This window comes from Paenibacillus sp. Soil522, assembly GCF_001428245.1.
GTDB lineage: Bacteria > Bacillota > Bacilli > Paenibacillales > Paenibacillaceae > Pristimantibacillus.
The window spans coordinates 18,755-34,858 of the sequence record NZ_LMRV01000060.1 but is presented as its reverse complement, the minus strand read 5'-3'; the positions used below and the strand labels follow the sequence as shown (position 1 = coordinate 34,858).

Below are 16,104 nucleotides of genomic sequence, written 5' to 3'. Positions count from 1 at the left end.
CTGTCTACGTAGTCACCAAGAAGCAACAGTAAATCCTCGTTCTTTTTAAAATCTACCAATGCCAATAAGTTAATAAACTCGTCATAGCAACCATGAATATCGCTTATAACTAATGTTCTTCTCAATCTCTACATTCCTTTCGTGAACCACTGAATCTCAATACCCTTAGAAAAATATTCTTCTATACACTGCTATTTCCCTTTTTAAGTAATTGGTAATTTCATTATAATATTGCTGATTAGTTGGAAAGATCTGATCTTGCGGATCATGAATGCTGCCGTTCGCCGGCAGCATTATCTTTGTTCTTAATGTTTATTGAGCTATCGTACCCGTTAGCTTAGTCATTATGCTTTGCCCCGGCAACCTCTCCCAAATTGTTTTTGCCTGAACTCGATCTAAAAAGGACAATCAGGAGATGATCTCCCGGCTCCCGTTCGTTATTCTCCGCTTTTGTTATGATGCGTTTCCAAAACCGCATATTCGATTTTGCAAAATCGTTATGTAGGGATCATGTTGCTTACAGAATTGCGCACTTAGTGCATGAGATATTTCCAGATCAACCAGCAGAACAGTACGGATACCCACGAAATGAAACCGAAAATCATCACGATTTTGTTTTCGCTCCATCCGTATTTCAGGCTGAAATGGTAATGGATCGGGGCCATCCGGAACAGACGAAGCTTCGTCCGTTTGTAGTACCACACCTGCAAAATGACCGAGAGCTGCTCCGCCAAATAGACAAAAAACAGAATCGGAATCAAAACCTCGACCTTCTCAATGACGGCCAAAACGGAAAGGGAGCCTCCGATCGCCAGTGACCCCGTATCGCCCATAAACGCTCTAGCCGGATAGATGTTGTAAAGGAAAAGCCCCAATAGACAGCCGATCATGACGAGTGAAAATGTCTGCACTTCAGGTTTGTACGAAATCATAAAAAAGAAAAAATACGTCGGAACGGCCACATTGATCAGCAGGCCATCAAGACCGTCCGTAAAATTGATAGCATTCGCGGAGCCGACCACAAACAGCAGCATGACTGCCACATATACGGATATAGGCAAGTGCAGGTGGTACCCTTGAAATAACGCAATATCGCTCGTCAGGCCGAACGAATGAAGCAACACAAACAAAATGGTTCCAGTAAAAATAAATTGAAGCACCAGCTTTGTGCGGCCAGAGATGCCGGACGGGTTTTGCCAGAAGGCCTTTTTGAAATCATCCAGAAATCCGACCACGCTGAACAACAGAAACGTAACGCATAAGAGCAACATTAGAGGCACGGGATGAAACTGCAGCGAAATCGCTATCCCGATAAGCAGGGTCATCCCTGCCATAAGCGGTGTACCTCGTTTGGCCTGATGATCCGCTGGAAGCTCTGCGCGAATCGGCTGCGTTAGCCTCAACCTACGCAGCGTCCAGATCAACAGCGGCGTAAATACCGCCACCAGAAGGAAAGACAGGCCGGAAATAGCCATAATTCCGTACATATGACGAACTCCTCTCTTTGGAAAATATCTTTTTTTCTATTTAATAAATAATTCGGACTTGAAGACAAACATTCCCTCACATGGGGATCTTAAAAATTAATGTCCTTTATTCCAAAAGGGAGACTTTTCGGAAACAAAAAAGGTGACACCGATCGCGCTGTGGTCATACCCCTGCTTTATGCTTTTTAGTAAGTTACTCTGCCCGTTAGCCATCCATGCCACTCACGCGACACCACAGATTATGAAAGTAATTGCGTTCTTCCATTGGAGCTGAATACCGCATTTTCTGATAAAACATTTTAGATAAACGTCAATGGGAAACAATTAATCAAAATCACTTATCGAAGAACCTTGACAGTAACATGTAATTTGACCACACTTTCACCCCTCTCATTTTTATCTTTAGTAAAATGATAAAGGTAAAAACCCTTTTGAAAAAGAGAATTTATTCTGTTTTTATTTCTTATTTTAGATCCTCATTGAGAAATACTGCCTGCTTATGAAACTAAACTGCCCTTCAGTTCAATAAAAACAGGGAGCAGCTGCCGTGGCGGTCTGCTCCCTGTTTATTCTATCGTACCCGTTACTTCAATAACTTAATAGCTATTTATCCGCCAGTATAGTAAATTCCCAAGGAATATTTTCATTATTCCACCACGATGTTCATCAAACTTCCGCAATCTGAAACCTGATGCAATGACCGAATTGATAATGTCGCTCAGAGTGTACGATCGAATTGAGACATCAGGAAAANATAGCACGGACAAGGGAAGAACCTGGTTGCTCTATGAAGGCAATCCTGTACATCCACGATGTTCATCAAACTTCCGCAATCTGAAACCTGATGCAATGACCGAATTGATAATGTCGCTCAGAGTGTACGATCGAATTGAGACATCAGGAAAATCCAACTGTTCCTTTTTGTCAAAGGAACCTTTGTACGCCACATCTCCGTTTCTTAGTTCYGTATCAAAATAGTTTACTTCCCCGTGGGTTAAGATACATTTACTTAAGGGATGAAAATCACTTAGAATCATTTCCCCWCCATCTTTCAATAAACCATAAAGAATAGTCATAAACATTTCGAGATCACCGAAATAATGCAATATCCCTCCTTCTAAATATAGGATATCAAAATATCCTCCGTAYTTATTCAGATCAATATCATAAATATCAGTGACAATATAATCTATTGTGGTATTTGCACGTGCAGCCAGTTCTAAGGCATATTTCCTATTTTCCTCAGAGATATCGAATACAGTCACCTCTGCTCCTAATAAAGCTAACGGAACAGCTTTTCTACCATTTGATCCACAAAGATTGGCAACCYTTTTACCTCCGACATGTTCAAAATGGTTTTTATGCTTTTTAAGAGATGCTCTTGGGTTTTCTAATATCTGATTYGCTTTTTCCTCAGGAGAACCATCTCGTTTATTCCAAAATTCATAAGCTCGATACTCCCAAGCCTTTTTATTTTTTCTACTTTGTTCATTCAATTTGGTTTCCCCTNTTTTCCTCAGGAGAACCATCTCGTTTATTCCAAAATTCATAAGCTCGATACTCCCAAGCCTTTTTATTTTTTCTACTTTGTTCATTCAATTTGGTTTCCCCTATCTTTTCACGAATGCTAACTCCATATAATTCCATACGTTAGTAAACAATCCTGCACGATAGCTTAATAGAAAGAGCAGGCCACCGCTGCACCTGCTCATCCATGTGAACTATCGTACCCGTTAGCTTAGCGTTGATTGGTCAGCAACAACTTCCGTTACAACAGGTTCTGATGCTGAGACTATGTCAACGATGTGGTCAAGACAAGAAATCCCATAATGCTTAAATGGTCCTGGAAAATCCTCTGTTGCATAAGTTCCAACAGAAATAAAATCAAGATACCTTGATTTTTTGTAAATTCTAAATATCTTTCCTTCAAATTCCTCATAATCATCCCACGATGTAAATGATTCATTTCGAATGGAATACGCAATGTATGTGTCAAAATCAATTTGTATTAATGGGGAGTTTTTATCCATATTTATTGAATACGAGTCTCCAAAGTCTTTCTCACCGACAATGAGTGGTTCAGGTGTATCACTCATTTTGCTTCTGCTAAAATATAGCCTTAATACGTTTACTTCAGGCTCTGTAAGACCTAAGAAAAATACATCTTTCAGTTCAATTAAATCATTATATTTCAACACGAAATCATCCTCTCCATAAATCAGTGTTCACTATACATACTACCATGATTTTTTGCGCTCATTCTCCGCTATCCTGCCCGTTAGCTTAACGCCCCACCCAGTCTAAGACATTTATTCAAGAGTTGTATCGCTTGGTCATTAATTAAGCAGACTTGCGTCGCTCAAAAACTTCAACCTCGCAGACTATTCCATCAATATTATGGATCAATATCCTAGACAGATTGGGNTCGCTTGGTCATTAATTAAGCAGACTTGCGTCGCTCAAAAACTTCAACCTCGCAGACTATTCCATCAATATTATGGATCAATATCCTAGACAGATTGGGATCTCGATGTAAGGCACCGCTCTACTGTGGCGATACCTCCAATTCTTCTATCAACGGGGTTAATTATAAATGATATTAATGGTAAAAGATCATAAGAAATACTCATCAGTACTGCAGTTCGGGTACTATAACTTCTCCACAAAACCTGCGGACGTGGCTTCTGGCGGCCTCGTATAAATCGTTAAATAACGTTTATTCCGGTGCCGCAACAGCCGTTCCAAATCTTGCTCTGTCACATCCGGATGTTTCGCCAACTCATTGGCAAAGGTATGGCGCAAATTATGCGGCTGCAGCGGCGAAATGTGGCGCTCCGGATCTTTCAGCTCTGCATCGTGCCATTTACCGATTTGCTCCAAGATGCGATTAATGGAACGAGGATACAGCCGACCATCTATTTTTCGAGCCGGTATTCCATTCGCACTCAAGAACAAAGCAATCGCTTCCTCCCCGTGATCCAGATGCCTCTCGAATTCCAAATAATCGGCCAGAGCAGCCCGCGCATCGGCCGACAAGTACTCGGTTCCTTCCGTTTTTCCTTTCCCGCGTATCCGGACAATCCTGGCGCTGCGAGCTGCACGCAGCTGTGCAGGATCACTAGGTTCGACTTGATCCAAGTTCAGGTTCACCAGCTCCTCCCGTCGCAGCCCCGTCGAAAGAAGGACATAAACAATCGCCCTATCGCGCTGCGGGCGCGCGTGCGTTTTGATTTCCATTTTCCCCTTCATTCGGCGCCGGTCCTTTTTGAGGTGAAACCGCTCCAGCCGGTCACAGATGTTCTTCAGGGTCAGAATCTGCTCGGAAGTAAGTGTCCTGGGCTCAGGGTCCGGCAGCATAATCTCTCGGATCCCTTTGGTCGGGTCTTCCGACAACAGATGCGGCGCTCGAATCCGAAGCCATTTCATAAACCGGGACAGGGCGGCCTGGTGATTATTTACGGTGGCCGGAGCATATCCCCTCCCTCGCTTTTCCGGAGGATTATACAGCTGCTCGAGCCAAGTCGTTACATCCCGTTTTACAACAGCCGTTACTTTTTCATAACCGTACCGGTCCCGAAAGAAGTCGATGAACCGGGTAAGCTGCAGATCAATCTTTTTTTCAACATCACGCTTCCGTTCCCCTATTATTTCCATCTCGATGTAGCGCTCTTTCCAAAGCATCAGCCGATCCTCTTCCGGATCATAAACCGAAAAATTCTTCCGTGTCGTGTTTTGTCTCACTTAGCGGCCTCCTTGAACGTCTTTTTCTACCTACTATAGCACAATTTAGAGCACAGAAGGGACATTCTTTGCCGTGTTTTGTCTTTCTGTTTCGAGGTTGTATTAAATCTCCATAAGTGTGATAAAATGAATAATAGTAAGACGAAATGAAGGATGGTGTGATAAGAAGCATAAAATGAAATTAGAAAGCGAAATTCGGACGAAGTATCAGATTACAATCCCTGAGGAAATACGCGTGAAAGCAAAATTGGCAGTTGGTGATAAATTGTTATGGCAGTATGATGAAGTTCGCGATGAGATCATTGTGATGCCAAAACCGAAATCATTTTCCGACAACCTTTGGGGACTTGGTAAAGAGTTATGGGTTGACGAATCAAGTGACGACTATGTTCGAAAGGAGAGAGAAAATTGGTGAACGCCTCCTCCCCCTCGTCTTACAAGAAAATCGCGTTGGACACGAACATTTTTATTTATGTGTTTGAGCAACATCCTGAATTTGGTGAGAAAGCGAAGTGGGTGCTCGAGCAAATTGAGGAAGGAGCCTATTCAGACGTTACTTCAACCATTTCATTGACCGAGATCCTCGTGAAACCGATTCGAGATGGGAATCTGGCTTTAGAGAAGCAGTACAAGCTGCTTTTCACCCATTTCCCAAATCTTTCGGTTGTGCCAGTTGACAATACGGTTGCCGAACGGGCCGCCTTTCTACGAGGAAAATACGGAATGAAAACACCTGATGCACTTGTGATCGCATCCGCCATCATTGCACAAGCGGATGTTTTTGTTACAAATGATCTTCGATTGGAACAAGTGGAGGAAATACCTTGTAGAACTTTGGCTCAATTATAAATGAAAGATAAAAAGCTAGCAGGTCTGATGCTGATGCGGCAGCTCCTTCATCGTTTGTATTACGAATAAACTAAAACAATAAAACCACCCAGGGAGTACAGGCAAAAAAAGAATGACACCGATTTCCATTTAATGTGGAAAGAATGTCACTCTTTTTGCCGTGGTGCCGCTAACACCTATTCATTTTAATACACATCACGTTGATAACGTCCTTGAGCTTGTATATCATTGAGATAAGCTTCCGCTGCTTCGCGGCTCATCGCACCTTCTTTTTCAATAACTTCGATAAGCACGTTGTGGACGTCTTTCGCCATATATTGCTTATCTCCGCAAACATAGAAGCTAGCTCCGTTTTCCAGCCATTCAAACAATTCCTTGCTGTGTTCAAGCATTTTATGCTGCACATAAACTTTTTGTGCCGTATCACGGGAGAACGCAGTTTCTATTCTTGTCAAGACCCCATCTTTTTGATATTGTTCCAACTCGTTCCGATAAAGGTAATCTGATGCCGAATGCTGGTCTCCAAAAAATAGCCATGCTCTGCCCGTTGCTTTAGTTACCGCACGTTCCTGGATAAAAACCGACCGCGATTCAGATGTACCTAAGCAGTAACGCCTTAGTTTCGGATTTATCTCCTTCAGGAGTGCTAGTTCCATTCGCCTTGCGCGCTCTTTATTCAGTTCAGACCACAGGCTTTTCGGTGAACGGTGTGAAAACCTATGAGCGACTACTCCATGTTCAGGATGACTCGGGCTGGAAGGGAGGCTTGTCTTGTGCTGCGCGACCAGCGTCGATCTGTTCTATCCAGCCCAGCATCATTGCAGGGATCCGCTCCGTTTCCATTTCTTCCTAAACAAAGCCGGACAACAGGTTGTCACCCCTCAGTATCGTTCTTACTTTCGCAATGGGCGGAAGAACGCGCGAATCTCTTCGGCGAGGATCTCGGGCTCTTCAAGTGCCGCGAAGTGGCCACCGGTAGGCACCTCAGTCCAACGCTGGACGTCGTAGAAGCGCTCGGCCCAGCTGCGCGGAGGCGTCGAAAAGAAATCCTTGGCGAAGTGAGCAAAGCCTGTCGGCACACGAATGTCTTTGACCGGCTGGTTTTCCGTCTCTTGTGCGGCTGGCATCGGCCTTGCCTTCATGAAGTCGCGATATGCCAAGAAAGAGGAGCCAATCGTGCCAGACACCCAATAGAGCATGACGTTGGTCAGTAGCTCATCCTTGGAGAAGCGGTTCTCGATGTCGCCGTCGCAATCGCTCCAAGCTTGGAATTTCTCCACTATCCACGCGGCCAGTCCGGCCGGAGAATCCATGAGCGCAGCAGCAGGCGTCCACGGTTTGGTGCCCTGAAGGTGTACATATGCGCCCTCATTATATTGGAACTGTTCCATCCCTTGCAAATAAGCCTGTTCCTCCTGGGATAGATCGCTCGGCGGCTTCCTGAAGAAGGGCAGGGTGTCGGTCAAATGGACACCGATGAGGGCCTGAGGATGGTTGGCGACGAGCATTTCGATAGCACCGTTCCCTATGTCCCCCCCGTGAGCACCGTAGCGTTCATACCCCAACTCACGCATCACGGCGTTGAGCAAACTGCCAAAGCCGAATAGGCTGCTGCCGTAACTCCCGTCGCGCAACGAGAAGCCATAGCCTGGAAGGCTCGGAGCAACGACATGAAAGGCATCGGCCGGATCTCCGCCATGCGCCCCTGGATTTGTCAGCAGTGGAATCAGCTTAGTGAAGCGGAAAGGGCTGTCGGGCCACCCGTGGGCGAGAACGATTGGCAGTGGCGCCGGGCCATTACCTTGCTCGTGGATAACATGAACTGTTGTACCATCCACACTGCCTCGAAGCTGGTTGAAACGATTGAGTTTCTCCTCCTGAGCCTTCCAGTCGAACTGATCTCGCCAATAGGTGATCAGCTCTTGTAGATAGGTCAGGTCGATGCCGTCCTCCCAACCGCGTTCGTCATTCTCAGGCAGACGGGTGCGTGTCAGGCGCTCTCGCAAATCGTCGAGGACGGAGTTTGCAATTTCAATCTTGTAAGAATTAAGCGTCATAAATACATTCTCCTTTTGCAATGGAATTAAAGTTTTTTCTGTTAAAAGTCTGTCATACTTCATCCTGATATATTCATGGGTACTTAGAACTGTTGGTTGAAAAGGAATATGCGAATCTTCCATATTTGCCAAACAATTAATTTACTCGGTATCTGAAAGCAGTCAGGTTCTCTCATTGCATGTAGGCATTCATAGGTAATTTAGATAAATATGGATACACAATGACGTACGTATCCATTGGGTCAATTAGCACTTTTTTAATTGTCTATCATTCACACTCCATCAACCGAAACGGGGTAAACGCTAGATGTTACGAAACGTTTGGATGAACGCATCTCGGTATATGCAGGAGCTGCACAGCTTCAACGTCCAGTAACGACCGGATCTGACCAGCCTGCCTGCAATCTTAACGAGCTTGGAACGCAGCGTCTCGATCCGATTTGGCTTCATTCGCTTCGGCAAGCAGAGGCGGCGATTAAAACATGTTCAGCGCAAGCCGCGGCATACTGAAACAGAAATCCATGCCCCGAATCAGGATACAGCACAAGATGCGCTTTCGGAAGCCGTTTGTACAACACGTACAAGTTGATCCTGTTCGTTCAGCTCCTTCTCAGATATGACGGAAGCAATTGCACGCGCCGCCGCACGCTTCATCGGCTCGTTAATGCGCCTTCCCCGGCAATCGAGCGCGCCGCGGAGTATGCCATATATCTTCAACGCCGGATTTGCCCGCTGCCAGTGATTTTGTACTTGTAAGAGGTAAGCTCTGGGAGTCCCATCGGACCACGGGCATGCAACTTCTGAGTGCTGATGCCGATCTCCGCGCCGAAGCCAAACTCGAAACCGTCGGTAAACCTCGTCGAAGCGTTATGATAAACGGCAGATGCGTCGACTTCATTCAAGAAAAGTAAAGCGTTCCGGTCATCTTCGGTTATGATGCATTCGGAATGCTTCGTACTATGTGCACGGATGTGAGTGAGTGCTTCCTCTAGGCCGCTGACCACACGTACGTTCAAAATGTAGTCATTATACTCCGTATCCCAGTCTTCGGAAGAAGCGGTATTCATATCTGGTACGAGTTCGATTGATCGGCGGTCACCTCGCAGCTCGACGTTCGCTTCGCGGAACGCGGCAGCAAGATCAGGCAGTTCTCGGACTGCAAATTCCTCATGAATAAGAAGAGTCTCAATTGAATTGCATGCGGATGGCCGCTGTACCTTGGCGTTGAGGGCGATGGCTCGAGCCATTGATGGTTCGGCACTGTTGTCGATAAAAATATGACAAATGCCGGTTCCTGTTTCAATGACGGGCACGCTGGAGTTCTTAAGGACATTCTGGATCAGGGAAGCACCTCCGCGCGGAATCAGCACATCGATATAGCCTTTCAGCTTTAGCATTTCGTCGATGGATGCACGATCTGAGTTTTCGATCAATTGAATGGTACCGGCAGGGAGTTCAAAGGAGGCAAGTACTTCATCCAAAATCTCCACGATTCTTTTGTTCGTATTGATTGCCGCCGAGCCGCCACGAAGTAAGACTGCATTTCCCGTCTTAAAACAAAGGCCGACAGCGTCGACAGTGACGTTTGGCCGGGCTTCATAAATAATGCCGATGACTCCGAGCGGCACTCGCACCTTCTCGATTCGCAGCCCGTTTGGGCGCGAAAATTCCTGCAGCGTCTCGCCGAGCGGATCCGGCAACCCGGCGATTAGTCGTAGCCCTTGGGCGATCGCCTCGATCCGCTTCTCATTCAACATGAGACGGTCGAGCAGGGATGCGCTAAGTTTTTCGCGGCCTCGCGCCAGATCAGCGGCATTGGCCTCGATGATGTTTGGCGTATTCCGCAGCAGTGCGTCGGCCATGCGATCAAGCGCCTCATTCTTGCGTTTGGCGGATACATTCGCAAGCAGTGGAGTTGCCCCCCGCGCCAGAGTTGCTTTAAGAATCACTTCAGACATAGAGCGCCTCCAATTAGAATATTGTTCCCGCAAATTAATAAGCTCATAGCTCATTCTATCCTTTCATTTAGATGAATGTTCAGCCGAAGCAATCCACCCATTTATGCAGCTCCCGCATCGCAGCTTCTATCCCCTTCCCCTTTTCTGTCAGCTCATACTTGATGCGAACAGGTGTCTCCGGATAAACATGGCGAATCAAAATTCCAGCAATCTCCAGTTCTTTAAACCGCTTCGACAACATTCTGTCGCTCATGCTCGGAATTAGGTCGGATATATGTTTAAACCGTTTCGGTCCACTGAGTAACACGCAAATAATAAGTCCAGTCCAACGTTTTTCGAGCAACTCGATCGCTATATCAAATTTGGGGCGTAATTGCAAATCATGTTCCGCCAAATCTCATCATCTCCTTTGGCGTGATCCGTATCTTCTTTTAGTCTAAACTTTTTAGTTAACTCTTGGTTTGAGTCAGCATATTGTCAACAGTTTTGCTTAACTGATTTATCATAAACTGAGGTGCAACACGACTCATGAACTTCAGCGCACTGCTCTGGCCCGGCAGGATCTCAAAGTGATCCTTTTCCAAACCCTTGATTGTGTACCTAACCATCTTACCGGCATCCATTGGTTTTACGCCTTTGATCTCATAGCCATCAAGAGCTTTAATTAAAGGGGTCTGAATCGTTGGAGGCGCCAATTCAAACACTTTTATATTCGTATTTTTTAGCTGCACTCGCAGTGATTGTGTAAATGAATGAATGCCTGCTTTCGTCGCACAGTATACCGGCAATACCGGATAAGGAACGAATGCAAGTCCGGATGAGACATTCATAATCGCAGCGGATTTCTTCGCCTTTAAATGCGATAAAAATTGTTTCACCATGCGGATCGAACCGCTGAAGTTAATTTCAATCTCGCTGCTGATATCCTCTAAATCAACCTCTTTGGAATGAAGATTCAATGTACGCATAATCCCAGCGTTATTGATCAGAAAATTCAGTTCTGGAAATTGACTGGTTACTTTTTCAAAAAGGTCGGAAATGGCCTTTGGATCGCTTACATCACACTGAANCCCAGCGTTATTGATCAGAAAATTCAGTTCTGGAAATTGACTGGTTACTTTTTCAAAAAGGTCGGAAATGGCCTTTGGATCGCTTACATCACACTGAAATGTGTGTACGTTAGGCAGTTTCTTTTTGGCTAGATCCAGCTTGGACTGATCCCTCCCGGTAATAATGACGGTGTTCCCAAGCTGAACGAGCTGAGTAGCAAGCTCGAATCCAATCCCGGATGTTCCACCCGTTATAAGAATTGTGTTGGAATCCATTTTCATAAAAATCAATCCTTTCTCTATAAATGATTTATATTGCCAAAACAGAGAATCTCCAGCTTTACAATGCCCGGCTTTACTCTCACCACTTCAGCCCGATTAATCCGGTTTNGCAAGCTCGAATCCAATCCCGGATGTTCCACCCGTTATAAGAATTGTGTTGGAATCCATTTTCATAAAAATCAATCCTTTCTCTATAAATGATTTATATTGCCAAAACAGAGAATCTCATCGAATATGCCTTACTTCGTTCGTTTCCATCCATTAATAATGAAAGCTTCCGTTTTGCTTGATCCCCACCAATGATTGCCGTCTTAACCGTTTCGTTGTCAAGAGTGGCGGATTGCGCAGAGGATTCGTAGTAACGTACAACTGTGGGATGTTTTTTCATATCGGCCACTTTCATCCATCCTTTCATATTAGGTGTATATACACCTTTTTGGCGAAAAAAATTAATCTCTCCTGTTCAGCTTAACGATATCAGACAATTGACCCTGCAAACCTTTATAACGGTCATCGCCCATATAGTCTCGAATACGGATTTGCGCCTGTTCCCATAACGGCAGCGCACGCTTAAGAAGGTCCCGGCCATCGGGTGTCAGCTTAACGATATCAGACAATTGACCCTGCAAACCTTTATAACGGTCATCGCCCATATAGTCTCGAATACGGATTTGCGCCTGTTCCCATAACGGCAGCGCACGCTTAAGAAGGTCCCGGCCGTCGGGTGTCAGAGCAATAAATCGTTTCCTRCGATCCTCCCCTTCCGTGATCGACACCCAGCCYTGTCTCTCAAGCGGCTTGAGATCCCGTGGCAATGTGGTCCGATCCATCAGAAGWAATTCGGAGAGAGATGTAATGGTGACAGACCCGGCCTGTTCAAGTGCCATYAGCAACGACAACTGTGTAGCCCGAAGCCCGACTGGTCTTAAATATTCATCATATAAACTGGTAATGAACCGGGACGCTTTTCTTAAATTCAAGCAAGCGCACTCTGCTGTATAAGTCGTCCCTGAAAAATCTGAAGTTGAATTTTGTTCTCTCATAATTATGAGTATATACACGTATTGTGTCGATGTCAATTTTATAATCATCTTAACCTGGACGGATCCTTTTTTATTATGTACAAAGAAGCGGCTGGAAGTATCCCGCCGCTTTCTTCTTTTACAATCGTTGTGAAATCATCCCTTCTTGTCCTCCACTCTTTTCCATCCGGGCGAAATCCTGCGAATAAGCGAGAATTCGTGAGAAAATCATATCGTATCAAGGGAGTTTAATAACGTGCGATTTTTCTCATCAACTAGCTTTGTCGGAGTAACATCATTTCCCTCAGAATCGACTACGGAGATAGCTAACATAGTTGTTAGAAACTGTCCACGAATCATCTTCAAATAATCTTGCCGTAGTTTCATCTGCTCTGATTTCTCGTTATCAGTTAGTCCTTCTTTGGCTTGTTTCCTGCTCAGTTCGTTTATTCTATCGAGAAAAGGAATCATAGTGTTCATCTCCACTGTTGTTATTATACTTTTGCATACCTATTTTCTGGGTAAGGAAGACCTAAATTACCTCTCAACGTGCGGGATTCATATTCTCTTCGGAATATTCCTTTTTCCTGTAGGATAGGTACGACCAAATCAATAAAATCATCAATTCCCGAAGGATGTTCTTGTCTTAGGAGCAATAAGTCCATTGCACCCATTTGATGCCAATGCTCAATCATATCAGCTACGGTCTCTGCAGATCCGAAAAATTGAGGCTTAGGAATATGATATCCTGCAGGTGATAACCTTTTTAACTCCTGAAACTTTTCATTTGCCTCAGTTTCTGTTCTTCCGACGAGGATGTGTTGTGTCGGCATAATCAACAGGTCTTCCGGGGCTCGTCCTCCAAGGACTACTCTTCTTCTTAGTTCCTCACTAAATTGCTTGGCGTAATTGTAATCATCCCCATTTATGAGTATGCCTTCAGCATGTTTGGATGCGATATTCATAAACGTTTCAGATGTACCCGCATGAAAGATGACAGGTCTTCCTTGTGGAGAACGACTAATATTTAGTGGACCGTCTACAGAAAAATACCTTCCTCTATAGTTCAATGGGTGCATCTTTCTTGGATTGAAGAAGATACCACTCTCTTTATCACGGATAAAAGCATCGTCTTCATAGGAATCCCACAGACCTTCCACAATTTCTATGAACTCTTTATTCAAAGGGTATAAATCATCTTTAGACAAATGCCTTCTGCTATAGTTAGCCAATCCTCCAAGATTAGAAGTAATAGCATTCCATGCCGCTCTCCCGTTGCTAATTTTATCGAGAGAGGCCATCTGTCTAGCCACTGTAAATGGATCAGCGTAAGATGTGGCTATAGTTGCAACAAGTCCGATGTGGCTGGTTGCCATACTTAGTGCGGAGAGTATCGTTACACCTTCAAACATACTTAGATAGTGTGGAATATTTCCAGGCCCTATATGGCTTACATCTGCTAAAAAAACCATATCGAACTTGCCTTCTTCAGCTCGTTGTGCCTTCTTGACATAAAAATCTATACTTTCGCTTGCATTGGCAGGCATGTTAGGGTGGCGCCATGCCGTATAACTCCAACCAACACCATCAACAATAACGCCGATCTTAAGTTGTTTTTTATTTTTCATTTTGCCTCTCTTTTCTGTTAAGGCCAAACTCTCTAGCCAATAATTCAAGGGATTTTAACCGCGCAGCCTGTTCGGGATAAAAATCGGCTATCATAATTTCGTCAACCCATGCTTCTTTTGCTTTTTCCCGTAGCCTTTTGGCCACATTAACAATACTTCCGATGACAAAACGTTCAGCGTTGTATTCCCTGGCTCTTTCTTCATCAGGTGTATACACATGGGATGCTGCTTCTTCTAAGGTGGGAAAAGAAATATTAGCTGATCCCGTAGCCATTCTTGCCCACATGAGCTCTAATGAACCGCTCAAGTATCGTGCCTCTTCGTCAGTCTCGGCAGTGATAACGGCGATAGTTAATATACTTTTAGGCTCCTTTAGGTACGACGATGGAACAAAGTTTTCACGATATGAGCGTAATATCGGTACTGCCAGTTTCGGGGCCAAATGTGCAGCAAATGCGAATCCGTGAAGTTTTCTACTACTTTCAAAGGACTATGATTGGGCAGCATAATTCCTCCAGAACCAACACGAATGTGCCGGCTCTGGGAGGCTGCATGCAAACTTAGCAAATCCGGAGAAGTGCTGATTTGACTCGTTGTATTGTGATCTTCAGTAAACCAATACCGGGTATATCCCAGCTGATCCGCCAATTTAACAACCTCTGTCGTATTATTCAGGCTTTCCATTGGGTTGGAGTGTTTGTATACATGGACGAAATCTAAAACCGATAATTTTATATTTTGTTCATTCATAGTTGAATTCATTCGAATTACTCCTCTTAAATAAAATCAGCTTAATTGCTGCCTCATTCCTGTAAGTGAAGCTGTTTCAATAGCGCTGAGAAGTTTATGTTGGCGTAAAGCATGTGCAAAATCCGGGGTGATGTATGTGCCTTCACGCAAGTCCTTGGCGAACTGTTCATAAATTCGCGCTGTATTACCTGGCATACCGGTCGGCAGATGATTTCTAAAGTAAGATTCAGGAACAAATAAATCTTCTACACGGTTCTCTTGATTTCGTCCACCTTGCAACTTTAATTCAGCTAACTGGGTATGACCACTTGGAGCAGTTATGACCAGATCACCTTTTGTACCATTAATTTCCCAACGCATATTTTCACCACGAGATATACCGCCGCGATAAAAGACAGACACTGCCGTACCTCTCGTCAGCGTCCCCATAATCGATGCATGGTTGGGTGAGGTAAAGGGAATTATAGTATTCGTGTCTGCTACTAAGGCTTCTGTTTGATTGGATACCAATTCTGCCGACACGGTCGAGAAATCACCCAGCAAGTACTGTAGGGTATCAAAAGTATGCATGATCGGAACCGAGAGAAGCGTTACTCCGTTGGCCTTATCATAGACGTACGAATTCAAATGATCGGTAACTCCCGTCCAACCCATGCCTGATCCAACAAGCGTCGTACCAAGAACATCTCCAATGTAACCCTCTAAAATAAGGTCTCTTGCATAGCGAATGACAGGACTATAACGTGCTTGTAAGCCTACAATTGTGCGTACTCCTGATGCTTCTGCGCGTTTAGTCAATTCTTCTGCTTCATCTAGGCCATTGGCGAGTGGCCACTCCGAGAAGACCATTTTCCCCGCATCAAGCGCGGCGGAAATGATTTCATGATGATAGGGAACCTTTACAGTGACAACAACCAGATCAACACCAGGATGATTGATCAAATCCAGATGGTTATCGAATCCCGGAACACCAAACTTCTTCTCGGCTTCTTTCGCAGTCGTTTGACGGCTTGTGCTAACAGCTCTCAATTCGTAATCATCCGATAATGCTTTAATCGAAGGTATGTGTGCATTAACCGCCCAACTGTACGGATTGGAGGGGCTTGCACCAATAATACCAACACCAATTTTTTGTTTAGTCATCATATTTAAATATCTCCTTTGTGATTTGTATGAAAAAAATAATTAGCCTGCTAAACAATTACTTAAATTTTTACAAATTGATTAATTAGTGTACTAAATAATAATTTAGCATACTAAATAAAATTCGAGAAGAGGAGA

21 protein-coding genes and 1 pseudogene are annotated in these 16,104 nt (G+C 44.5%); 2 read left to right on the top strand and 20 right to left on the bottom strand.

All coding sequences use genetic code 11. The annotated features are described in order from the left end of the window. The 5 genes from ASG81_RS33545 to ASG81_RS20095 form a co-directional block, all read right to left on the bottom strand. Positions 1–125, bottom strand: a 125-nt coding sequence (locus ASG81_RS33545) for a metallophosphoesterase (protein WP_200961556.1), incomplete at its 3' end; no start/stop codon positions are given. Positions 126–533: 408 nt separating this feature from the next. Then, on the bottom strand, positions 534–1,487 hold the full coding sequence (mraY, locus tag ASG81_RS20110; protein WP_056638293.1) for a phospho-N-acetylmuramoyl-pentapeptide-transferase: 954 nt from the start codon (positions 1,485–1,487) through the stop codon (positions 534–536). Positions 1,488–2,272: 785 nt separating this feature from the next. After that, positions 2,273–2,983: a class I SAM-dependent methyltransferase gene (locus ASG81_RS20105; RefSeq protein ID WP_056638306.1), complete on the bottom strand. Its 711-nt coding sequence runs from the start codon at positions 2,981–2,983 to the stop codon at positions 2,273–2,275. 237 nt (positions 2,984–3,220) lie between these two features. After that, entirely contained in the window at positions 3,221–3,682 is a 462-nt protein-coding gene (locus ASG81_RS20100) for a hypothetical protein (protein ID WP_056638303.1), read from the bottom strand. A gap of 454 nt (positions 3,683–4,136) precedes the next feature. After that, positions 4,137–5,228: a tyrosine-type recombinase/integrase gene (locus ASG81_RS20095; RefSeq protein WP_235548947.1), complete on the bottom strand. Its 1,092-nt coding sequence runs from the start codon at positions 5,226–5,228 to the stop codon at positions 4,137–4,139. 175 nt (positions 5,229–5,403) lie between these two features. Between ASG81_RS20095 and ASG81_RS20090 the strand changes: the two genes are divergently transcribed. Both ASG81_RS20090 and ASG81_RS20085 read left to right on the top strand, forming a co-directional pair. Then, positions 5,404–5,643, top strand: a complete 240-nt coding sequence (locus ASG81_RS20090) for an AbrB/MazE/SpoVT family DNA-binding domain-containing protein (protein WP_056638290.1) — start codon at positions 5,404–5,406, stop codon at positions 5,641–5,643. Next, a complete protein-coding gene (locus ASG81_RS20085; protein ID WP_162255044.1) occupies positions 5,640–6,077 on the top strand; it encodes a type II toxin-antitoxin system VapC family toxin in 438 nt (145 codons plus the stop codon). The genes ASG81_RS20090 and ASG81_RS20085 overlap by 4 nt, the downstream gene beginning before the upstream one ends. A 185-nt stretch (positions 6,078–6,262) precedes the next feature. Here ASG81_RS20085 and ASG81_RS20080 read toward each other — a convergent pair whose 3' ends face one another. The 15 genes and pseudogenes from ASG81_RS20080 to ASG81_RS20015 all read right to left on the bottom strand — a co-directional run bounded on the left by ASG81_RS20080 (position 6,263) and on the right by ASG81_RS20015 (position 15,969). Next, on the bottom strand, positions 6,263–6,733 hold the full coding sequence (locus ASG81_RS20080; protein ID WP_056638284.1) for a hypothetical protein: 471 nt from the start codon (positions 6,731–6,733) through the stop codon (positions 6,263–6,265). A 237-nt stretch (positions 6,734–6,970) separates the two neighbouring features. Beyond that, a complete protein-coding gene (locus ASG81_RS20075) occupies positions 6,971–8,257 on the bottom strand; it encodes an epoxide hydrolase family protein (RefSeq protein WP_235548949.1) in 1,287 nt (428 codons plus the stop codon). A 180-nt stretch (positions 8,258–8,437) separates the two neighbouring features. Next, complete coding sequence (locus ASG81_RS34080; RefSeq protein ID WP_081417464.1) at positions 8,438–8,584, bottom strand: transposase; 147 nt, start codon at positions 8,582–8,584, stop codon at positions 8,438–8,440. 81 nt (positions 8,585–8,665) lie between these two features. Then, positions 8,666–8,851 carry a hypothetical protein gene (locus ASG81_RS20065; RefSeq protein WP_056638275.1) on the bottom strand — a complete coding sequence of 62 codons (186 nt, stop codon included), beginning with the start codon at positions 8,849–8,851 and terminating at the stop codon, positions 8,666–8,668. Beyond that, positions 8,848–10,092: a glutamate-5-semialdehyde dehydrogenase gene (locus ASG81_RS20060; protein ID WP_056638273.1), complete on the bottom strand. Its 1,245-nt coding sequence runs from the start codon at positions 10,090–10,092 to the stop codon at positions 8,848–8,850. Before ASG81_RS20060 ends, ASG81_RS20065 begins: the two co-directional genes overlap by 4 nt. A gap of 79 nt (positions 10,093–10,171) precedes the next feature. After that, on the bottom strand, positions 10,172–10,486 hold the full coding sequence (locus tag ASG81_RS20055) for a winged helix-turn-helix transcriptional regulator (RefSeq protein WP_056638270.1): 315 nt from the start codon (positions 10,484–10,486) through the stop codon (positions 10,172–10,174). A 55-nt stretch (positions 10,487–10,541) separates the two neighbouring features. After that, a pseudogene (locus ASG81_RS20050) lies at positions 10,542–11,161 on the bottom strand (SDR family oxidoreductase); the annotation flags it as partial. A 1-nt stretch (position 11,162) separates the two neighbouring features. Beyond that, a partial coding sequence (locus ASG81_RS32960) for an SDR family NAD(P)-dependent oxidoreductase (protein WP_235548946.1) occupies positions 11,163–11,423 on the bottom strand: 261 nt, incomplete at its 3' end. 202 nt (positions 11,424–11,625) lie between these two features. Then, positions 11,626–11,838: a hypothetical protein gene (locus ASG81_RS20045; RefSeq protein WP_056638264.1), complete on the bottom strand. Its 213-nt coding sequence runs from the start codon at positions 11,836–11,838 to the stop codon at positions 11,626–11,628. 34 nt (positions 11,839–11,872) lie between these two features. After that, positions 11,873–12,403: a MarR family winged helix-turn-helix transcriptional regulator gene (locus tag ASG81_RS20040; protein WP_235548945.1), complete on the bottom strand. Its 531-nt coding sequence runs from the start codon at positions 12,401–12,403 to the stop codon at positions 11,873–11,875. A gap of 270 nt (positions 12,404–12,673) precedes the next feature. Next, the gene (locus tag ASG81_RS20035; RefSeq protein ID WP_081417463.1) at positions 12,674–12,916 is read right to left on the bottom strand and encodes a DUF896 domain-containing protein; all 243 of its coding nucleotides are present in this window, start codon (positions 12,914–12,916) and stop codon (positions 12,674–12,676) included. Positions 12,917–12,939: 23 nt separating this feature from the next. Beyond that, complete coding sequence (locus tag ASG81_RS20030; protein WP_056638259.1) at positions 12,940–14,073, bottom strand: NtaA/DmoA family FMN-dependent monooxygenase; 1,134 nt, start codon at positions 14,071–14,073, stop codon at positions 12,940–12,942. Beyond that, on the bottom strand, positions 14,063–14,380 hold the full coding sequence (locus tag ASG81_RS32955) for a hypothetical protein (protein WP_056638256.1): 318 nt from the start codon (positions 14,378–14,380) through the stop codon (positions 14,063–14,065). Before ASG81_RS32955 ends, ASG81_RS20030 begins: the two co-directional genes overlap by 11 nt. Positions 14,381–14,445: 65 nt before the next feature. Continuing rightward, positions 14,446–14,835 carry an LLM class flavin-dependent oxidoreductase gene (locus ASG81_RS32950; protein WP_056638253.1) on the bottom strand — a complete coding sequence of 130 codons (390 nt, stop codon included), beginning with the start codon at positions 14,833–14,835 and terminating at the stop codon, positions 14,446–14,448. A gap of 24 nt (positions 14,836–14,859) precedes the next feature. Then, positions 14,860–15,969 carry a Gfo/Idh/MocA family protein gene (locus tag ASG81_RS20015; RefSeq protein WP_081417462.1) on the bottom strand — a complete coding sequence of 370 codons (1,110 nt, stop codon included), beginning with the start codon at positions 15,967–15,969 and terminating at the stop codon, positions 14,860–14,862. Positions 15,970–16,104 lie beyond the last annotated feature (135 nt).

Coding starts and splice junctions, on each gene's coding strand:
- ASG81_RS20080 (WP_056638284.1), bottom strand. CDS start 6,733: ATGGAACTAGCACTCCTGAAGGAGATAAATCCGAAACTAAGGCGTTAC.
- ASG81_RS20090 (WP_056638290.1), top strand. CDS start 5,404: ATGAAATTAGAAAGCGAAATTCGGACGAAGTATCAGATTACAATCCCT.
- ASG81_RS20015 (WP_081417462.1), bottom strand. CDS start 15,969: ATGATGACTAAACAAAAAATTGGTGTTGGTATTATTGGTGCAAGCCCC.
- ASG81_RS20075 (WP_235548949.1), bottom strand. CDS start 8,257: ATGGAAGATTCGCATATTCCTTTTCAACCAACAGTTCTAAGTACCCAT.
- ASG81_RS20060 (WP_056638273.1), bottom strand. CDS start 10,092: ATGTCTGAAGTGATTCTTAAAGCAACTCTGGCGCGGGGGGCAACTCCA.
- ASG81_RS20045 (WP_056638264.1), bottom strand. CDS start 11,838: ATGAAAGGATGGATGAAAGTGGCCGATATGAAAAAACATCCCACAGTT.
- ASG81_RS34080 (WP_081417464.1), bottom strand. CDS start 8,584: ATGAAGCCAAATCGGATCGAGACGCTGCGTTCCAAGCTCGTTAAGATT.
- mraY (WP_056638293.1), bottom strand. CDS start 1,487: ATGTACGGAATTATGGCTATTTCCGGCCTGTCTTTCCTTCTGGTGGCG.
- ASG81_RS20030 (WP_056638259.1), bottom strand. CDS start 14,073: ATGAAAAATAAAAAACAACTTAAGATCGGCGTTATTGTTGATGGTGTT.
- ASG81_RS32950 (WP_056638253.1), bottom strand. CDS start 14,835: ATGAATTCAACTATGAATGAACAAAATATAAAATTATCGGTTTTAGAT.
- ASG81_RS20035 (WP_081417463.1), bottom strand. CDS start 12,916: ATGATTCCTTTTCTCGATAGAATAAACGAACTGAGCAGGAAACAAGCC.